Annotated in this window: 19 protein-coding genes, 1 tRNA gene and 1 CRISPR repeat array; of the genes, 5 read left to right on the top strand and 15 right to left on the bottom strand. The window is 31.6% G+C overall.

Annotated elements, in window-relative coordinates; all coding sequences use genetic code 11:
- Positions 1 to 6: 6 nt before the first annotated feature.
- The 9 genes from QU666_RS06045 to QU666_RS06005 form a co-directional block, all read right to left on the bottom strand.
- Positions 7 to 1,491, bottom strand: coding sequence for an aminoacyl-histidine dipeptidase (locus QU666_RS06045; protein ID WP_021768894.1), 1,485 nt, complete (start codon positions 1,489 to 1,491; stop codon positions 7 to 9).
- 85 nt (positions 1,492 to 1,576) lie between these two features.
- Positions 1,577 to 1,726: a hypothetical protein gene (locus QU666_RS06040; RefSeq protein WP_021768895.1), complete on the bottom strand. Its 150-nt coding sequence runs from the start codon at positions 1,724 to 1,726 to the stop codon at positions 1,577 to 1,579.
- Positions 1,727 to 1,763: 37 nt separating this feature from the next.
- Positions 1,764 to 2,474 carry a purine-nucleoside phosphorylase gene (gene deoD, locus QU666_RS06035; protein ID WP_021768896.1) on the bottom strand — a complete coding sequence of 237 codons (711 nt, stop codon included), beginning with the start codon at positions 2,472 to 2,474 and terminating at the stop codon, positions 1,764 to 1,766.
- A 203-nt stretch (positions 2,475 to 2,677) separates the two neighbouring features.
- A tRNA-Lys gene (locus tag QU666_RS06030) sits at positions 2,678 to 2,754 on the bottom strand.
- 235 nt (positions 2,755 to 2,989) lie between these two features.
- Positions 2,990 to 3,175, bottom strand: coding sequence for an excalibur calcium-binding domain-containing protein (locus tag QU666_RS06025; protein ID WP_036070480.1), 186 nt, complete (start codon positions 3,173 to 3,175; stop codon positions 2,990 to 2,992).
- A 54-nt stretch (positions 3,176 to 3,229) separates the two neighbouring features.
- A CRISPR array of direct repeats spans positions 3,230 to 3,942; the repeat unit is 26 nt; unit sequence GTTTTAGTCCCCTTCGATATTGGGGT.
- Between the two features lie 130 nt (positions 3,943 to 4,072).
- Entirely contained in the window at positions 4,073 to 5,593 is a 1,521-nt protein-coding gene (purH, locus tag QU666_RS06020; RefSeq protein WP_021768899.1) for a bifunctional phosphoribosylaminoimidazolecarboxamide formyltransferase/IMP cyclohydrolase, read from the bottom strand.
- A 214-nt stretch (positions 5,594 to 5,807) separates the two neighbouring features.
- On the bottom strand, positions 5,808 to 7,031 hold the full coding sequence (locus tag QU666_RS06015; protein ID WP_021768900.1) for a replication-associated recombination protein A: 1,224 nt from the start codon (positions 7,029 to 7,031) through the stop codon (positions 5,808 to 5,810).
- 26 nt (positions 7,032 to 7,057) lie between these two features.
- Positions 7,058 to 7,864, bottom strand: a complete 807-nt coding sequence (locus QU666_RS06010) for a hypothetical protein (protein WP_021768901.1) — start codon at positions 7,862 to 7,864, stop codon at positions 7,058 to 7,060.
- Between the two features lie 78 nt (positions 7,865 to 7,942).
- A complete protein-coding gene (locus tag QU666_RS06005) occupies positions 7,943 to 8,902 on the bottom strand; it encodes a hypothetical protein (protein WP_021768902.1) in 960 nt (319 codons plus the stop codon).
- A 196-nt stretch (positions 8,903 to 9,098) separates the two neighbouring features.
- Here QU666_RS06005 and QU666_RS06000 point away from each other — a divergent pair, with 196 nt between their 5' ends.
- The 5 genes from QU666_RS06000 to QU666_RS05980 all read left to right on the top strand — a co-directional run bounded on the left by QU666_RS06000 (position 9,099) and on the right by QU666_RS05980 (position 10,912).
- Positions 9,099 to 9,596 carry a methylated-DNA--[protein]-cysteine S-methyltransferase gene (locus tag QU666_RS06000; protein WP_021768903.1) on the top strand — a complete coding sequence of 166 codons (498 nt, stop codon included), beginning with the start codon at positions 9,099 to 9,101 and terminating at the stop codon, positions 9,594 to 9,596.
- Positions 9,597 to 9,775: 179 nt separating this feature from the next.
- A complete protein-coding gene (locus QU666_RS05995; protein ID WP_021768904.1) occupies positions 9,776 to 9,955 on the top strand; it encodes a hypothetical protein in 180 nt (59 codons plus the stop codon).
- Between the two features lie 127 nt (positions 9,956 to 10,082).
- Entirely contained in the window at positions 10,083 to 10,259 is a 177-nt protein-coding gene (locus QU666_RS05990) for a hypothetical protein (protein WP_021768905.1), read from the top strand.
- Positions 10,210 to 10,440, top strand: a complete 231-nt coding sequence (locus tag QU666_RS05985) for a hypothetical protein (RefSeq protein WP_304984893.1) — start codon at positions 10,210 to 10,212, stop codon at positions 10,438 to 10,440. Before QU666_RS05990 ends, QU666_RS05985 begins: the two co-directional genes overlap by 50 nt.
- 235 nt (positions 10,441 to 10,675) lie before the next feature.
- On the top strand, positions 10,676 to 10,912 hold the full coding sequence (locus QU666_RS05980) for a DUF6290 family protein (protein WP_036070486.1): 237 nt from the start codon (positions 10,676 to 10,678) through the stop codon (positions 10,910 to 10,912).
- Between the two features lie 574 nt (positions 10,913 to 11,486).
- On the opposite strand, the gene QU666_RS05975 is transcribed toward QU666_RS05980, so the two are convergent.
- The 6 genes from QU666_RS05975 to QU666_RS05950 all read right to left on the bottom strand — a co-directional run bounded on the left by QU666_RS05975 (position 11,487) and on the right by QU666_RS05950 (position 17,853).
- Positions 11,487 to 12,686, bottom strand: coding sequence for a Sapep family Mn(2+)-dependent dipeptidase (locus QU666_RS05975; RefSeq protein ID WP_021769959.1), 1,200 nt, complete (start codon positions 12,684 to 12,686; stop codon positions 11,487 to 11,489).
- A 12-nt stretch (positions 12,687 to 12,698) separates the two neighbouring features.
- Positions 12,699 to 13,664 carry a N(4)-(beta-N-acetylglucosaminyl)-L-asparaginase gene (locus QU666_RS05970; RefSeq protein ID WP_021769958.1) on the bottom strand — a complete coding sequence of 322 codons (966 nt, stop codon included), beginning with the start codon at positions 13,662 to 13,664 and terminating at the stop codon, positions 12,699 to 12,701.
- A 27-nt stretch (positions 13,665 to 13,691) separates the two neighbouring features.
- The gene (locus QU666_RS05965) at positions 13,692 to 14,771 is read right to left on the bottom strand and encodes a M42 family metallopeptidase (protein ID WP_021769957.1); all 1,080 of its coding nucleotides are present in this window, start codon (positions 14,769 to 14,771) and stop codon (positions 13,692 to 13,694) included.
- Between the two features lie 5 nt (positions 14,772 to 14,776).
- Positions 14,777 to 15,802 carry a hypothetical protein gene (locus QU666_RS05960; protein ID WP_021769956.1) on the bottom strand — a complete coding sequence of 342 codons (1,026 nt, stop codon included), beginning with the start codon at positions 15,800 to 15,802 and terminating at the stop codon, positions 14,777 to 14,779.
- Complete coding sequence (locus QU666_RS05955; RefSeq protein ID WP_021769955.1) at positions 15,783 to 16,304, bottom strand: GrdB-related putative oxidoreductase; 522 nt, start codon at positions 16,302 to 16,304, stop codon at positions 15,783 to 15,785. The genes QU666_RS05960 and QU666_RS05955 overlap by 20 nt, the downstream gene beginning before the upstream one ends.
- Positions 16,305 to 16,503: 199 nt before the next feature.
- Entirely contained in the window at positions 16,504 to 17,853 is a 1,350-nt protein-coding gene (locus QU666_RS05950; RefSeq protein WP_021769954.1) for a PTS sugar transporter subunit IIC, read from the bottom strand.
- Position 17,854: the final 1 nt, after the last annotated feature.

Raw genomic sequence — 17,854 nt, 5'->3', positions numbered from 1 at the left:
TATTTTTTATTTAATGTTATAATCTTCCATAACTTTTAACAATAATTCCCAAGTTTTTCCAACTGAATCTATTTCCATTCTTTCTTCAGGAGTGTGAGCACCGTAAATATTAGGCCCAATTGAAACAATATCAACATTTTCCATATTATTATCAAAAATTCCGCATTCAAGTCCAGCGTGAATTGCCTTAATTTCAGGATCTTTTCCTGTTATTTTTTTAAATGAGTTTACAACTATTTCACGAATCTTTGAATCTTTTCGGTATTCCCAAGATGGATATGGAGAATTTATTTTTACTGCCACTCCATATTTTTCTGAAAGTTCCTTCACATCATTTAGTAATTTTTCAAGTGATTTATTTACAGAACTTCTTGGCAATGCCTGAATTTTTATAACAATTTTTCCATCTTTATTTTCAGTTTTTATAACTCCCAGATTTATTGAAGTTTCTACAAGTCCCTCGATATCTTTACTCATTGAGATAACTCCATTTGGAAATTCGTGGAAAAATGAAATAACGGCATTTGTGTTGGAAATTGATAATTTTCCTTGATTTTTTAGTTCCTCTTTCTTAACTTCCTTCACTTCAATAACTGGATTTTTGTCAATAATTTTAAAATCTTTCGTTATATTTTCAAAAGCCAAATTTGTAAGTCTTTCAAAATCACTGACTTTCTCATCTTCAAGTTTCACAGCCAGCAATGCCACAGCCTCTCTCGGTATTGCATTAGTTTTTTCCCCACCGTCAATGTCCATTATTGCAAGAGTGTATTTTTTATTTAAATGATTCAGAACTTCTGCCAAAATTTTATTTGAATTTCCTAATCCTAAATGAATTTCAGCACCTGAATGCCCACCTAGAAGACCTTTCACATCAATACTTATAACAGTATCATCTTCTTCTAGTTTTTCAGCATCAAAGTTAAACTCATTAAGAATTCTCGCCCCACCTGCACTACTCACATAAACTTGTCCGTATTCTTCAGTATCCAAATTTATAAGTGTCTTTCCAGAAAAAATTCCAAAGTCAAGGTTATTAACTCCGCTCATTCCGTCTTCTTCGTCAGTTGTGATAATAATTTCAAGTGCTGGATGCTTCAAGTCATTGCTGTCAAGTATCGCAAGTGCATAAGCCACAGCAATTCCATTATCTGCGCCAAGTGTTGTTCCATTTGCCTTTAAGTATCCATCTTCCACAACAAGTTCAATTCCTTGTGTTTCAAAATCAAATTGTGTATTTTTATTTTTTTCCCAAACCATATCCATATGTCCTTGCAGGATAAGTGGTGAATATTGCTCATATCCAGCTGTTGCAGGCTTTCTTATTAATACATTCAATGCCTTGTCCTGAATAACTTCCAGATTTCTTTCCTTTGCAAATTCAACAATCCAGTCACTAATCTTTTTTTCTTTTCTTGAACCTCTTGGTATTTTTGAAATTTCACTAAAATAGTGAAAAACTTTTTCAGGATATAGATTTTCTATTTTCATTTTATTTTCCTTTCTTTTAGTTTAAATTAACAACAAGGGGATAATCCCCTTGTCTCAAAGATAAAGATTTATTAAATATCTTTATTTATAAAATATTTTCCAGTAATTCTTCAAGTTCTGACATTTCTCTCTGTGTCAAGTCATACCCGCTTTTTAACTTTTTCAAAATTCTATTTTCAGAACCAACTGAACTACGTTCTAAAACTTTTATAACTAATCTTTTGTAAAATTCCACTAATTTTTTCTCCCTTTAGTTATTTTCTTTAATTATTTTAAAGCTGTAATGCTGTTTCTAAAGCCACTTCTATCATTTCATTGAAAGTTGTTTGTCTTTCCTCAGCACTTGTTACCTCATGAGTAATGAATGAATCACTAATTGTAAGCAATGTCAAGGCATTTACCCCTAATTTTGCTGCAGTTGTATAAAGTTGTGCTGTTTCCATTTCCACACATAATACTCCAAATTCAGCCCATTTTTTCCAAGCATTAGGATCATCTCCATAGAAAGTATCACTTGTAAATACATTTCCAGCCTTTACATTCAATCCTTTTGCCTTAGCAATTTCATAAGCCTTGAAAACTAAATCTGAACTTGCTGTAGGTGCATAATCCGCTCCATTAAATCTTAATTTGTTAATAGCTGAATCAGTTGAAGCTGACATTGCAATAACAACATCCCTAATTTTTACATCTTCCTGATAAGAACCAGCTGTTCCAATTCTAATCAAATTCTTTACTCCAAACTCAGTTATCAGTTCATGTGAATAAATCCCAATTGAAGGCACTCCCATTCCAGTTCCTTGCACAGATACTTTTTTCCCTTTATAAGTTCCAGTAAATCCTAGCATTCCTCTAACATTATTATACTGAACAACGTCTTCCAAAAATGTTTCTGCAATATATTTTGCTCTAAGCGGGTCTCCTGGCAATAGTATAGTTTCTGCAACATCTCCTCTATTTGCTCCAATATGCGGTGTTCCCATTACATTACCTCCTAAATTTTATAATTTATTTTTATATCTTCTAAAAACTTTTTCTTACTATAATTGTACTTCACTTTTTGAAATTATTCAAGGGCTTTATTTTGTTTTTTTTTTGATATTTCTTCTATTTCTAAGTTTCTAATATTAAAACAAAAAAATAAGAGCCTAAAAAACTCTTATCACTAATATTCTATAGAAGATGATGGTGGGACTGGTGGGGATCGAACCCACAACCTACCGATTAAGAGTCGGTTGCTCTGACCAGTTGAGCTACAGTCCCATTATATAACTAATTTAACAATCCTTAAGTATAATAACATAATTTTTTCAATTTGTCAATTTAATATTTAATTTCTTTTATATTTTGTTGTATAGATGTCAAACATTTGTTACAAAAATATATATAAAAATGTTCCTTTCAATTTTTTTCTTTAATAGTTTATCTGTTTCATTCCTATCATCTGCTAATTTCAAAAAAAGAGTTATCCCAATCAAGAAACAACTCTACATTTAATTTATTTACTTTCACAAGCTATACCATCTTTATCCCTGTCTAAATGTTTTGCATATCCTGGCTCGCCTTTTTTTATATTTTTGTAGCCTTTTGAGCGTGCTTCCTTACAATTCTTGAAATACAACGTTTCCGAAAATGTATTTGCACTAACAAATACCAATGTCAATATCACAAAAATTTTTTTCATTTTGGTTTCCTCCATTTTTTATATTTGTAAACCAAAATTAACCCTATAAAATCTGTTTTACTCCCCTTCGATATTGGGGTGGTCTATATCGAAACAGGCACATCTCTCGAAGGCAACCGCTTAGGTTTTAGTCCCCTTCGATATTGGGGTGGTCTATATCAGAAATAGAAAAACTTTATAACGTGGTATTCAGTTTTAGTCCCCTTCGATATTGGGGTGGTCTATATCCTTTCAACTTCCGATGGATTTCCACCATTTAGTTTTAGTCCCCTTTGATATTGGGGTGGTCTATATCCATAATGCCTTTTCAATAGTACAAACAGAAAAGTTTTAGTCCCCTTCGATATTGGGGTAGTCTATATCAACAAAGTTAAGTGAAGATGAGAATTTAATTGTTTTAGTTCCCTTCGATATTGGGGTAGTCTATATCTATTTTACGATAAGGACGATAATGTAATAAGGTTTTAGTCCCCTTCGATATTGGGGTGATCTATATCATAAATATTTTTTTCATTTCATTCCCCTTTATGTTTTAGTCCCCTTCGATATTGGGGTGATCTATATCTTTAATATCGACCCGCATTCATTTGATGCTAGTTTTAGTCCCCTTCGATATTGGGGTGATCTATATCAATCCGTCCATTTCAGGTTTTAAAGTTCTATGTTTTAGTCCCCTTCGATATTGGGGTGATCTATATCACATTAAGCTATCTGCACCTCCTTTTCCAGTTGTTTTAGTCCCCTTCGATATTGGGGTGATCTATATCCCATCATATAATTGGAATAATATAGTTTTTTGAATTTTAATTGTCCCTCTATTCTTAAATTTTGATATAGATTACCCCTTTTCATATATTTTAGTACAGTTTATCTATAAAAACAAATATTTGTTTAATTTTAATGTTTGAAATGTCTGATTCCAGTAAATACCATTGTCATTCCGTGTTCATCGGCGGCTTCGATTGATTCTTTGTCTCTAATTGAGCCGCCTGGCTGTACTAATGCTTTGATACCGTATTTTGCAGCTTCGTCTACACAGTCTCTGAATGGGAAAAATGCGTCTGATGCCAGAACTGCTCCTTCTAGTGAATCCAAGTCGCCTTTGGCATGTTCAAGTGCGTGCTGAGTTGCCCAGATTCTGTTTGTCTGTCCTGTTCCAACTCCTGTTGCCGCTCCGTCTTTTACGACCACAATTGCATTTGATTTTACGTGTTTTACGACTTTCATTCCAAGTTCCATATCTTTTAATTCTTGCTCTGTTGGCTGTTTTTTCGTTACAACTTCCATATTGTCAATCATTTTTTGATTTGTCTGCTGAACTAATATTCCACCGTCAACTTTTACATATTCCACTTTATCCTGCGGTTTTGCAACTTCACATTTTATTACTCTCAAATTTTTCTTGGATTTTAATATTTCAAGAGCTTCATCAGTAAATGCTGGGGCAATTACGATTTCTAGGAAAATTTTGTTCAGTTCCTGTGCAGTTTTTGCATCGATTTCTCTATTAATTGCAACAATTCCGCCAAAAATTGATACTGGATCACAATCATGAGCTTTCTTGTAGGCTGTGAAAACATCATCTGCAACTGCCACACCGCAAGGAGTCGAGTGTTTTACAGCACAGCAGGCAATTTCATCAAATTCATTTGCCACTTTCCAAGCAATATCCATATCCCTAATATTATTAAACGACAATTCTTTTCCATTTAACTGGACAAAATCTTTCATACTTCCATTTTCAGTAGTTGAAACGTAGTATGCAGACGATTGGTGAGGATTTTCGCCATATCTTAAATCAAATTTCTTTTCATACGAAACATTCAAATATTTTGGATATTCCTCTTCCAGCAAGAAATTGGAGATAGCCGCATCGTAAGCTGATGTTAAGTTAAACACCTTACCAGCCAATCTTTTTTTTGTTTCAAATGAAACTTCCCCATTATTTTTGATTTCTTCCATAACTTTCTCATAGTCTTCTGTTTCGCAGATAACTGTAACGTCCTTGAATGATTTTGCAGCCGAACGAAGCATTGTAGGCCCACCTATATCAATAAATTCGATTTTTTCATCAAAAGTCTTATCTGTCTGAACTTCCCTGAAAAACGGATAAAGATTAACAACAACATAATCAATTGTCTCTATTCCTTCTTTCGCAATTGTATCCATATGCTCCCTATTGTCCCTAATCGCCAAAATTCCACCATGAATATTCGGATGCAATGTTTTCACTCTTCCATCCAGCATTTCCTTAAAATTAGTAACTTCCGAAACATCTATCACGGAAAGCCCATTTTCCTTCAAAAACTTGTAAGTCCCTCCAGTCGAAATAATTTCCACACCTTTTTGATTTAAAAACTGTGCAAATTCCAATATCCCAGTCTTATCAAAAACACTAATCAAAGCTCTTTTTTTCATTCGGCATCATTCCTCCAATATATTTTTGTTAATTTATTTTATCACAAACCCTTTTATTTATCAAGGTTATGTAATTATTAACTTTTAAATAAAAAACTGTCTTAAATGTAGGACAGTCCTTTATCGCTTTTTTATTTTAATATATGTTTACTTTTAAAATTTGGCACAAAATTATTTATTATTCAGCTATAAAATTAGAAATTCATACTAAGTCCTACTTTTTCTTAATCTTTCTCAACCACTCATCTGCCGCCTTTTCAAATTTATTTTCCCCATGCTCGTAAAACTTGACTTTTTCATTCATATAAATTTGGTCTACATAATGATTTTCATAATTATGTGGATATTTGTAGTCTTTTGCTCCAACTTTTGTGAGATGGACTGGCACTTCCTGAATTTTTTCATTTTCAATGTGGCTTAGTGCTGAATTTATAGCATTGTAGGCTGAATTGCTCTTGGGAGAAATTGCGAGATAGATTGCCACTTCAGATAAGATGATTCTAGCTTCGGGCATTCCAATTTCCTTTATTGCATTAAGTCCTGCCACAGCAACTGGTAAAGCCTGCGGATTTGCAAGCCCAATGTCTTCAGAAGCCAAAATTACGAGCCTTCTAGCAATATACAAAATATCTTCGCCGCCAGACAGCATTTTCGCCATCCAGTAGACAGCCGCATCAGGATCACTTCCACGGATGCTTTTTATCATTGCTGAAATTGTATTGTACTTGTCTTCTGTTCTGTGGTATGATTTTTTTGTATTCAAAATTTCCTTTACTTCTTCCAACTTAAACTCCACTCCAACATTTGTTATCAGTTCCAAAATGTTTATAGCCTGCCTTGCATCTCCTTCAATTATTTCCGAAATATATCCCAAAATATCATCTGAAATCCCAAAATTCTCCTTTTCATTAATATTTTTCAATATTTTAAGCAAATCTTCTTCACTCAATTTCTTAAATTCAAATGCCATACATCGTGATAACAATGCGTTATTCAAGTTATAATAAGGATTTTCAGTAGTAGCTCCAATTAAAATAATATTTCCATTTTCCAAATCTTCAAGTAGTGAATCCTGCTGCAACTTGTTAAATCTATGAATTTCATCTAAAAATAAGAGTGTCTGCTGTCCATTTGTGTGAAAGCTGCTGTATGCCTTGTCAGAAATATTCTTTATATCCGTTACAGAGGCTTTTATAGCATTCAAATATTCGTAATGGTAATTCATTTTATCAGCTATTATCTCTGCAAGCGTAGTTTTCCCTGTTCCCGGTGCTCCCCAGAAAATCGCATTCATAAAATTTCCACGTTCAATAATCTTCCTCAAAATCCCATTTTCCCCAACCAATCTCTTCTGCCCATAAAAATCATCAAGACTTTTTGGACGGTATCTAAATGCCAGCGGCTTCTTATCTTCATATACTTCGTCAAATAAATTCATTTTTCTATATTTCCTTTTTTTAATTTCTATTTAGTGTTATTTATTTTTAATTCCAATTTTTTATTATCTGAAAAAACGTTTAAAACTAATATAGTTGTAAAAATTACAATAATCAAAACTACCACATAAAAAAAATAATTAAAGATCGCTTTAGATAGATCTGTACTCTTTATTATTTCTATTATAAATTTCCAAATATAATCATTCTCTGTACCTGCTATAGTTTGGTACATATATATATCCATAAAAATAGATATAAAATAATACATTATAATTAAGATTATTGAATTTATAGCTGTATAAATAATTGAAAATATACTTTTTCCATTATTTTTCTCATATACTTTGATAGAAAATAAGGATATTGTCAGCAAGATTCCAACTAATTCTGTTCCCATTATTCCATTTAAAATTCCTTTTTTAAAAAATAATAAAATCATATAATTCAAATCTATTATTTCAGAATTCTTTGACACAGAAAAAGCAAATCCTCCTCCAAGCAAGAAAATTATTATAACCATCATAGCAAAAGTCCACAGCATTATTTTTATCAAATTTTTTGCACCAAATCTTGCTTTCATCATTTTTATAAAAATAACAGTTAGTATAGCCAAAACAATAAAACTAAATACCGCCTCTACTAACGTCGGAATCATCCCAGCATTTTCATTGCCATAATTCAACTTTAATACATTGATATAGTAATAATAATTAAAGATTGCTCTTTGTACTAATAACACAATCCATGTAGAAATAAATATTCCTGTTATTTTTAATATTCCTAAAAAAACATCAAAAAAATCTCTTTCCACTTTCTTTTCAAAATTTCCCATGAAAACCTCCGTTATATTCTAAATTTTTTTGAATTTTTGTAAATCAACGTTTATAATTTTAAGTATGATTTATTTCACTTAAAAACCGTACTCTTTATAATCAAACCAGACATACCACAGTATTATTTCTTTCTGATTAGGATAATCCCCAACAAGTTCTGTTACTATTGCCAATTCTTTTACTACTTCACTAAGCCACACATCTTCATCAGCTTCATCGTAATAAATTTCATATTTCTCCATTTTCTCTTTCGTTAAGTAATCGCCAATTTTCAAATCTTCTGCTGGAAAATACTTCTCATCTTTTATATCAATCTTTACAATTTTTCCAGTTTTTGGATTTGCAAATAATGAATATTTCTGTTCCTTGTCTTCATACAGCAAATACTGATAATATTTTTTTAGATTTCTTTTCTCTGACGCAGGAATTACTTTTTCAATGTGATTTCCTAATTTTATTCCGCTATATTTACGGTTAATTTTAATATTTTCATCCAGTTTGACTTCAATTTTCCCTGTACCAAAATATCTCTTTAAGATTTTTTCAATTAACGTCAATTCATCCCAATAATATCTTTTCAAATTTACAAATTCAGGAACATCAAGATTTACGTTGTATTCCTGCAAATTATTTAAAAACTCCTGAGTATTCCCTATTTCAATTTCATCAAACCATTTATTCTTAACAATATACTTTCCTTCTTTTTTACTTATATAAAAAAACACGCAAAAAGCATACATATCTCTAAATATTGCAATAATAAATGGCTCTCCATCCTTTGCTTCTTCATTATAAATCAAAAATTTATTTTCAAAATTTCCATTTTTGACTTTTACATATTTTTCTGTATTGTTTAAAATGTCACAAAGCAATTCATAATTTAAATTTTCCTTAATTATTACCTCTTCTTCTCCACTATCTGTTTCTTCTTTTTTATATTGATTATACAGCCACAATTTTAATTTTCTATTGATAATCTTTTTTAAAAGAAAACTATCCCCAAATATTTTCTTTTCCCATAATGACTTATTCAACATAACTGAAAAACCTCATCTAATTTATTTCCCATTATATCATAAAAAGAGAACTCTGAAAATGTTAAAGTTTTCATTTCAAATTTTTACTTTTTCACTCCCTATTTACTTTTTTACCCAACCATATTATAATACATTTACCACAAAATGAATTAAAAAATTCAAATTTTAAATATAAAAAATTGAAAGGCTAATAACAATGAAAAAAAATATCTATTTTTATGAAACCAATACTCCAATTGGAAAAATTGGACTTGCCACAACAGAAAATGATTCTCATATTACTGATGTAATCTGGAATTATGAAATTAAAAAATTTAAAAATGATGATAATTTTCAAATTAAAGAAACCGAGTTAATAAAAAAGGCAAAAAATCAGTTGTTTGAATATTTTTCCAAAAAACGAAAACAATTTGACTTGCCACTTCTAAAAGAAGGGACACCTTTTCAAATTTCCGTCTGGAACGCTCTTGAAACAATCCCTTACGGCGAAACCCGTTCCTACAAGGACATAGCAGTTGCAATTAATAACGGAAAAGCAGTTCGTGCTGTCGGAATGGCAAACAATCGAAATAAAATCTCAATTTTTATTCCCTGCCATCGTGTAATTGGTATGAATGGAAAGTTAGTCGGATATGGTGGAGGACTTCATATAAAGGAGTTTTTATTGGAATTGGAAGGCATTGAAATAAAATAATTTAGGAAAATTACATTGTAATTTAGATATAATTTTATTTTTTATTAACTTTTCTAAAGAAATATAAAAAACAATTTGTATTCAAACTTAAAATATTGTATAATAAAAATATAAAAAACACAAATAATCAATACATAAAATGAGAGAAATATATTTAAAACATAAGGAGATGATATGCAATGTTTAAGAAAATTTTATTGATGGTTATACTTACTATGTCTGTCGTGGGATGTGAGCTTTTAAGTCCAAGTTACTGGAACGATGTAAATCAATCCAGAAGAGAAGAAGGTAGAAAATGTTATAGAAGAGCTAGTGGAACATTCTATTGCAAGGACAAATACGGAAACAGAGTTTACTAGCTATATGTAATTTTGTATTTCAACTTAAAATATTATTTAGTTAAAAAGAACACAAATAGTTAATACACAAAATCGAAGAAATATATTCATATAAATAAATAATTTAAACGGAAGGAAATGATACGCAATGTTTAAGAAAATTGTACTGATAGTTGTACTTGCTATGTCTGTGGTGGGGTGTACTGCACATGATATGGCTCTCTGGAAAGAAGCTAAACAGGAAAGAAAGGAAAGAGGTGTAAAATGTTATAGAGATGAAAATGGATATGTCTACTGTGAAGACAGATATGGAAACAGGTATTAAGCTATATGTAAATATACAGAGCGATAATGATGATCAGGAAAAAGAAAATATATATTTAAGGCAGGGCTTCCCATACAGGGGAATGCTTTCCTGCCTTTTTTCTTTTGGGCAAATATTCTATTTCTTCATTAATTTTCTGATTAAAGTCAATCTTGTTTTTGACATTAATAATATTAACTAATCATCTGTTTGATATATATTTTTTATAAAGCCATCTATTTTGTCTTATATTATTCACTTCTTTCATTGTTTTCTGTATGAATGATGTCTTCTATTCTAATAGGAACAATTTCATGCTTTCCTCTGTGGCAATTTTTTTGATACAAATTGCAGTTAATAAAATATTTTGGTTGCTTTTTATTATTTTTTATGTTAAAATTTTATTAACAAAAATAACAAGAAAGGGTGTGAATTTTATGATAACCGTTTCTATAAATGCTCATCCTGACATAGAAGACAAAATAAACAACTATGTTAAGGAAAACAATATCAATTTAAACCAAGTAATGTTAGATTTAATTCTTGAAAAAATCGAAGATGAAGAGGACTACAAAGTGGCTGTTGAAGCTTATGAAGAATATAAGTTAAACAAGGAAAAAGCAATTTCATTTGAAGATTTAGTAAAAAAAATGGGATTGGAAAATGAAATATAAAGTTATCATCAGACAAAAAGCTGAAAAACAATTAAATAAGCAAAATTTCGTTAAAGGAAAAATAACTAAGTACGAATATATTTCTTTCGCCATAATTTTTATAATTATAAACTAATCCGTCGGAGCATTTTTCTGTGCTGGCAAAACTGTTTGAGCATAGCGAGTTTTTTGTCAGTATAGAAAAATGTCGTAGACTAGCCATAGGTTATTGCGTAGCAATCTTGCCACAATTTTAATTATTAGGATAAACTTTTACTGCAAGATAAGGTTTTGCGGCAATGAGCAATCCTACGAAAATAAAAAAGAAAAAACATAGTAATATGAAAAAATATTTATTAATCAAAATATCTAAAAAATAATAAAAATACTTTAATTGAATGATTATGAATTAGATATCAAACAACCTTCTTATAAAAATTTATTCTCATTTTTAAACGGGAAATAGTATTAAATAGATAAAAGGGATAAAATTTATATTTAGAATTATTTCTAAATTTATTAGGTTAATTAAAATTGAAAATAATAAAAACTGTCTGATATTCTTATTTTTAAGAATAAAAAACAGTTTTTTTCTTTATTTTCTATTTTTCAACTTACTTATTTCATAGAATGAAAGTGCATAAATCTCTGTTATTTTCTCTAAATCTGATAAATCAAGCCACTCATCAGGTAAATGTGCTATATCCTTCTGACCTGGAAAACTTGGGCCATATGCAATAATATTAGGAATTATTTTTGCATAAGTTCCTCCTGTCGTTGTGACAGGTTCCGCATTAAATCCTGTAACATAATTATATACTTTCTGTAAGGTATACACATATTCAGAACTTTTATCATATAGAACTGGATTCCAGTTGGAAATTTCCTCCAGCTCCGTTCCTTCCGTCAAATTACTCCTGATTAGATTCATAAGTTGTTCTTTTTTACATATTGCAGGATAGCTCATTACAAATTCAAAAAAATGTCTATTTTCAGCAATTCCAAATCTGTACCCTCTTAATATCATTTCTCCGAAATCATCATCCTTAAAGTTTATTTTTAATTTCACACCGTTACTAGGTGCTGATAGAATATATCCATTTACAAATTCATATAATTTCTCTAAATCTTTCATTTCAGAATATATTCTTACTTTAAGCCTTCCCCTTTCTCCGTATACAACTGGCCATTTACAATCAGGAGTCCAGCCAAAAATAGGGGCTTTTTCCTTTGTTAGATAATGTTTTACACATGCAAATCCTGTTTCTTCATTTGTTCCGAAAACTATTCTTACAGGAACATCAAATTTTATTCCTAATTTTTTCAGAATATGGAGTGCAAAAAGATTTGACAGAATGGGACCTTTATTATCTAGAACACCTCTTCCATATATGCGATTATTTTCTATTTTTCCACCTAATGGAGGATACTTCCACCCTTCACCAAGAGGAACAACATCTACATGTCCAAAAATCCCTATATATTCCTCATAATCCCTTATTTCTTCCGGTACATATTCTGCATAACCTATTTTATTATCTATATTCGCTGTATTAAATCCCAGTTTTTCTGATATTTCCAGAGCTTTATCCAGTGCCTCGGCAGGCCCTTTTCCAAATGGAGCATTTTCTTCAGGTTCCATCTGAATACTGTAAATTGAAACTAATTCACGTATTGTCTCTATTAATTCTGGCTGTATTTTTTTCACTTCTTTTTTTATTTTCTGTATCATTTCCTCATCGGAAATATTCCTATTTTTATCATATTTTTTATTATCATCCGTATTTTTATCCATTTTCTACCTGCCTTACTTTTCTATAAGAGGTTTAGTTCTTTCATTGATATATTCCTGCATCCACTCTTCGATCGCTTCTTCATGTACCATCTCATCGCCTTTTCTTTTTGTCCTGTATACTTTTACAGGATTTTTTTCATTTCCTGCAACAAAGGAAAAATTCTCAATATTTGTAGCTACTCCCCATTCTCCTTTGTTATTCATGGCAATTACAGAAATATCTCCTGCTTTTCCTCTTTTTCTTATCAATTTCTTTTCAAAAGTGAAGACAGCCTTTTCACATGCTTTCTGAGGAGAAAGACCACTTTCCATAAGTTTTACTATCTCATATGAAATTATTCCTTTCATTATATCTTCTCCGAGTCCTGTTGCACTTGCTCCTCCAATCTCACTGTCAGCATAGAGTCCTGAACCGATTACAGGCGAATCTCCCACTCTTCCTTTCTTTTTCATGAAAAGTCCGCTTGTAGAAGTTCCTGCAACTATATTTTCTTCTTTATCAAGGCACACCATACCAACCGTATCATGTCCTGAATAGGGCTTTATTTCTATTTCTTTTATATGTGCCATATCCTTCAATCTGTTTCTATAATGTATTTTTGCCCTTTCTGTAAGCATATTTTTTCTTTCAAAACCTCTTTTATGTGCGTATTTTTCTGCGCCTTCACTTACTAACATGCTGTTTTCATTTAAATAACTTAAATCCTTAGCGACAGATATAGGATTGGCAAAATCCTTAATCGCACAGACTGCACCAAAATTAAAGTTGCTTCCATCCATGTATGCCGCATCCAGTTCAACTTCCATTTCTTCATTTGGAAGTCCACCATAACCTACAGATTTATAAAAAGGAAAATCTTCAACATTTTTTATTGCAGTTTCTATCGCTTCTCCCGCTTTTCCATCATTTTTCAGTATTTTTGCAGCTTCTTTGACACCATCATGTGCCATGCACCATGTTGCAATTATTCCCCACATCTTCTTACCTCCTCAAGTTTTTTCATCTTATTCACTGTAATTATAGTTTTCCTTCAGTATTCTGTCATACTTTTCAGGAGTCAGATCTTCTACTATCAGTTTCAGCAGTTTCAATGTCGCAATAATATCGTCCTTATGTACGACTCCAAGATGAGTATGCATGTATCTCATAGGTATGGATAAAGTTGTTGCAGGTATTCCAGTTCCTGATTTGTGAATATTTCCTGCATCAGTCCCACCATCTGTAAAACAGCTCAGCTGATAAGGAATATCATTCTTTCTGCAGAGATTTTCAATATAAATTAGCAGTCCCCTGTTCATTATGGTCATTGAATCAATAACATTAATAGCTACTCCTTTTCCAATCTTTATATTATTTTTATTTAGAGGAGTATCTCCTGCCAAAGTAGTATCTACAGCTATTGCAAGATCAGGAAATACTTTATGTGCTGTTGTTCTTGCACCTCTTAGTCCAACTTCCTCCTGTACCGTTGCCGCAAGAGTAACCTTATTGCCTGTATTTTCTTTTTTCAGTATATTCATAAGCCATATCCCTGTCGCTACACTTACACGATTGTCAAAAGCTTTTCCTGCAAGGTATCCTTCTTCATTCAGCTCTATCATTTTTCCATACGGACATATCATGTCTCCTACTTTTATTCCCAGCTCTTCAATCCGTTTTTTACTGCTAACTCCCATATCAATATATAGTTTATCAATTGGCAGCACCTTTTCCCTTTCCTTTTCCTTTATTGAATGGACTGCAGGTCCACCAATAACACCATAATACATATTCTTTTTTTCATTTATAACTGTCACCTTCTGGTTAAGCAGAACATGCGACCACATATTTCCTACATTCTGAAAATACAGGTACCCCTGCTCATCTATTTCCTTTACGACAAATCCTACTTCATCCATATGAGTGGCTACCATTATAGAAATACCGTTGCCTTCTTTTGTAAAAAGGCAGGATCCAAGACCATCCTGAGAAAATGGAAGATTTATATGCTTTTTCAATATATCAACAATATCCTCTTCAAATCCTGAAATTGCATAAGTTTCTGTCAGCTCCTTCAAAACTTCCCATTCTATATCAAAATTCATTTTTCTCACCCTTTAAATCCAAATTTTTCTATTTTTTCAGCAGTCAGCCCCTTAATAAACTCTATGATTACATCACTAAGATTATTTATGTACTTCACTTTTAACGAATTTAAAAGAGCCTGTTTATATTTTAAAGGCAGTACAAGTACAACTGTCGGAGTTCCCTCCAATGACTTATGGATAAATGAGCCGTCTGTTGCTTCCAATTGAACATGCCCTTCAGGAATATATCCTTTTTTCTGTGCGGTTTCATAAAATTCCTGTTTTAACATTTGATTTGGAAGCATTGACTTATCAAAACTACGAATATATATGGCATTTTCTTTGGGTTCTTTTACATATGCTGCATCAATAACAATAGCTATATCAGGTTTTACAGCAGTTGTTGCCGTTATTGCACCACGCTGACCTGTTACCGAATGGGATATTCCGCCTACTGCTACATCAAATGGAAGATTTTCGTTCCCTTCTTCCAGTTTATCCAGAACTGTAAGACCAACCTCAAGCCCTGCCCTGTTAGAAAGATTTTTAGAAAGTATCTCTCCTTCCGGAAGGCATAAAGTTGGAACATCAAGTAAAAAAATATCTCCAATCTGAATTCCTGCCTTTAAAACTTCCTCTTTGCTTCCATATCCTGTATCGAGTAAAAGTTCATTTTCATTTTTTACTATAAATCCTGTATATTTTTCGTGTCTTCTATTAAGTACTTTTACTGTTCTCTGCTCAAACAGATTCTTTTCATAAACTCCTATTGTTAAAAATTCCATCAATCCATCTTCCCTGATGTCTGAAATCATTCCTCCACTTTCATCCATGTTGGAACTTATCATTATTTTATATGATGAATCGTTTCCTTTTTTAAGACCAAAAACAGAACCAAGTCTATCTTTTATTATTGAAAGATTTCTTTTTTTATATTCATTGTACAAAAAATCATGTACTTCCTTTTCATCCCCTGAAACTCCCCTTAATTGGCATAATTCCTCTAATCTCATACCTACTCCATTTCTTTTATTTATATATGTAATCATTTACTTCAGATAAATCTGCTCCATCATAAACTTTTTTAATTACTTTTGCCATATTCTGCAATGATTCACGTAATCCTACTCCACCTTTTTTGGGCATTTTTATCATTAACAGATTATTTTTATATTTATCTATTATTTCCTTATTTTCTTCTGAACATACAACTACAGGTTTACAGTCTGTTTCCTTCTTTACGTGTTCTGCTAAAATGGAAGACATTTCTGCATAGTTGTAATAGTTGAAACATGGTCCACACAAAAGAATATCAGCTTTTACCTTATTCAGAAGACCCGTCATTTTTTCAAGTACAAGTTCCTGATTTTCCTTAAAATAGCTGTCGCTACAGTATGTTGTTGCAAGCACTGTTCCACCTATATTTTTTATATATTCTGAAAACATCATGTATGAACCCATTCCACCTTTTTCAAGTGCAAGTTCTACATTAGCTCCTTCTTTTCCACCTGTTCCTGATTGAATCTGGTCAAAAAATAAAACTATTCTCATTGTCTGTCTCCTTTACTGCTAAAAATTTTACTTAGATGTTCTGCTATTAGCTGTCCTTTTATTCTTATGATTACTTGTGTATTTTCCTCTTAAATGAAGTTCTCATATTGAAGTAACCTCTATAACGAACAAAACTGCCCCAAAATTAAAATTTATAAATTAATTTTGAAACAGCCTTATTCAATACAAATTATATTTTCTAGAAAGAGATATCATCAAGTGAAATATCTTCCAAATCATCTTTTTCATTTTGTTCTACAGGTTTTGTTTCATCTTGCAAATACTGAGTATCCAGTATTTTAAAGAATGGATAGTAAATCATACATCCTATTGCTACCTGTACTATCTGGAAAAGTCCTGCAACTATGCTTCCTGTAGAAAGCCATCCTGAAAAGAATAAAGGCGTTGTCCAAGGTAATAATGTTCCTGTAGTACGAGGAATAATATGTAATACTGTTGCAAGTGTACCTAAAATTGTATTAACAAGCGGTGTTAATAAAAATGGAATCGCAATAATTGGGTTTAACACAACTGGAAGTCCAAAAATAACCATTTCGTTTATTCCAAAAATTCCAGGCACTATAGATAATTTTCCTAATTTTTTCATACGTTCTGACTTACCTTTAAAGATCATCAGTAACACTAGAGATAGTGTACTTCCTCCTCCACCAAAGTTACAGAAGAAATCAGAGAATGAACCTGTAAATATATGAGGTAATGGCATATGAGCCGCAAATGCTTCCTGATTTCCTGTTGTCATAGCCAGGTGTAATGGAGAGAAAACTGTATTTGTAACAGCAGGACCGTTAATACCAAAGAACCAGAATAATGTTGATAAGAACTGATAAATTGGTTCAAAGAAGAAATTCTTTCCTAAACCTTCAAGAGGACCTTGCAGAACTTTATAAATAAAATCATGTGCATACTGATCTTTTGTAAAGAAATAGAAGAAAAGTCTTAACACAAAAAACAGAAGCATTACAAACATACTTGGTATTAATGCTGCAAATGAATTCATTACTGCAGGCGGCACTCCTTCAGGAAGTTTTATTGTCCACCCTTTATTTTTAACTGCAGCAAATACAGTTACCGCAAGTAGTGCTGTAATCATTGCAAGGAATAAACCTTCTGTTCCTAAATTTTTAAGTGCAAATCCTCTAAAAGCGTTTCCTTCTGCATTTACAAACAAATCATGAGATTGAGGACTTATGATAAGAAAGGCTACTAATGATACAGCTGCTCCTGAAATTCCTTCTACTCCCTTTGCCTTCGCATAATAATATCCAATACCAATAACACCAAGAAGAGCTATTACTCCAAACGTTGAACGGATAACAGCATTAAGATATCCATCCCATCCTTCACCTAAAAACTGTGCAACAAATTTTTCATATCCTTCAATAGGGAAATTACCAATAACTAAAAATATTGAAGCTGCTATAATTAACGGTGTTCCCACTAGAAACCCATCACGGATTGCCGCTAAAACTTTATTACTGCTCAATTTAGAAGCTAAAGGTCCTAAAACCTTTTCTAATTTATCAAACATA

The sequence above is a fragment of the Leptotrichia sp. HMT-225 genome (assembly GCF_030644325.1).
Taxonomy (GTDB): Bacteria; Fusobacteriota; Fusobacteriia; order Fusobacteriales; family Leptotrichiaceae; genus Leptotrichia; species Leptotrichia massiliensis.
This window is presented reverse-complemented; position numbering and strand designations above follow the sequence as displayed.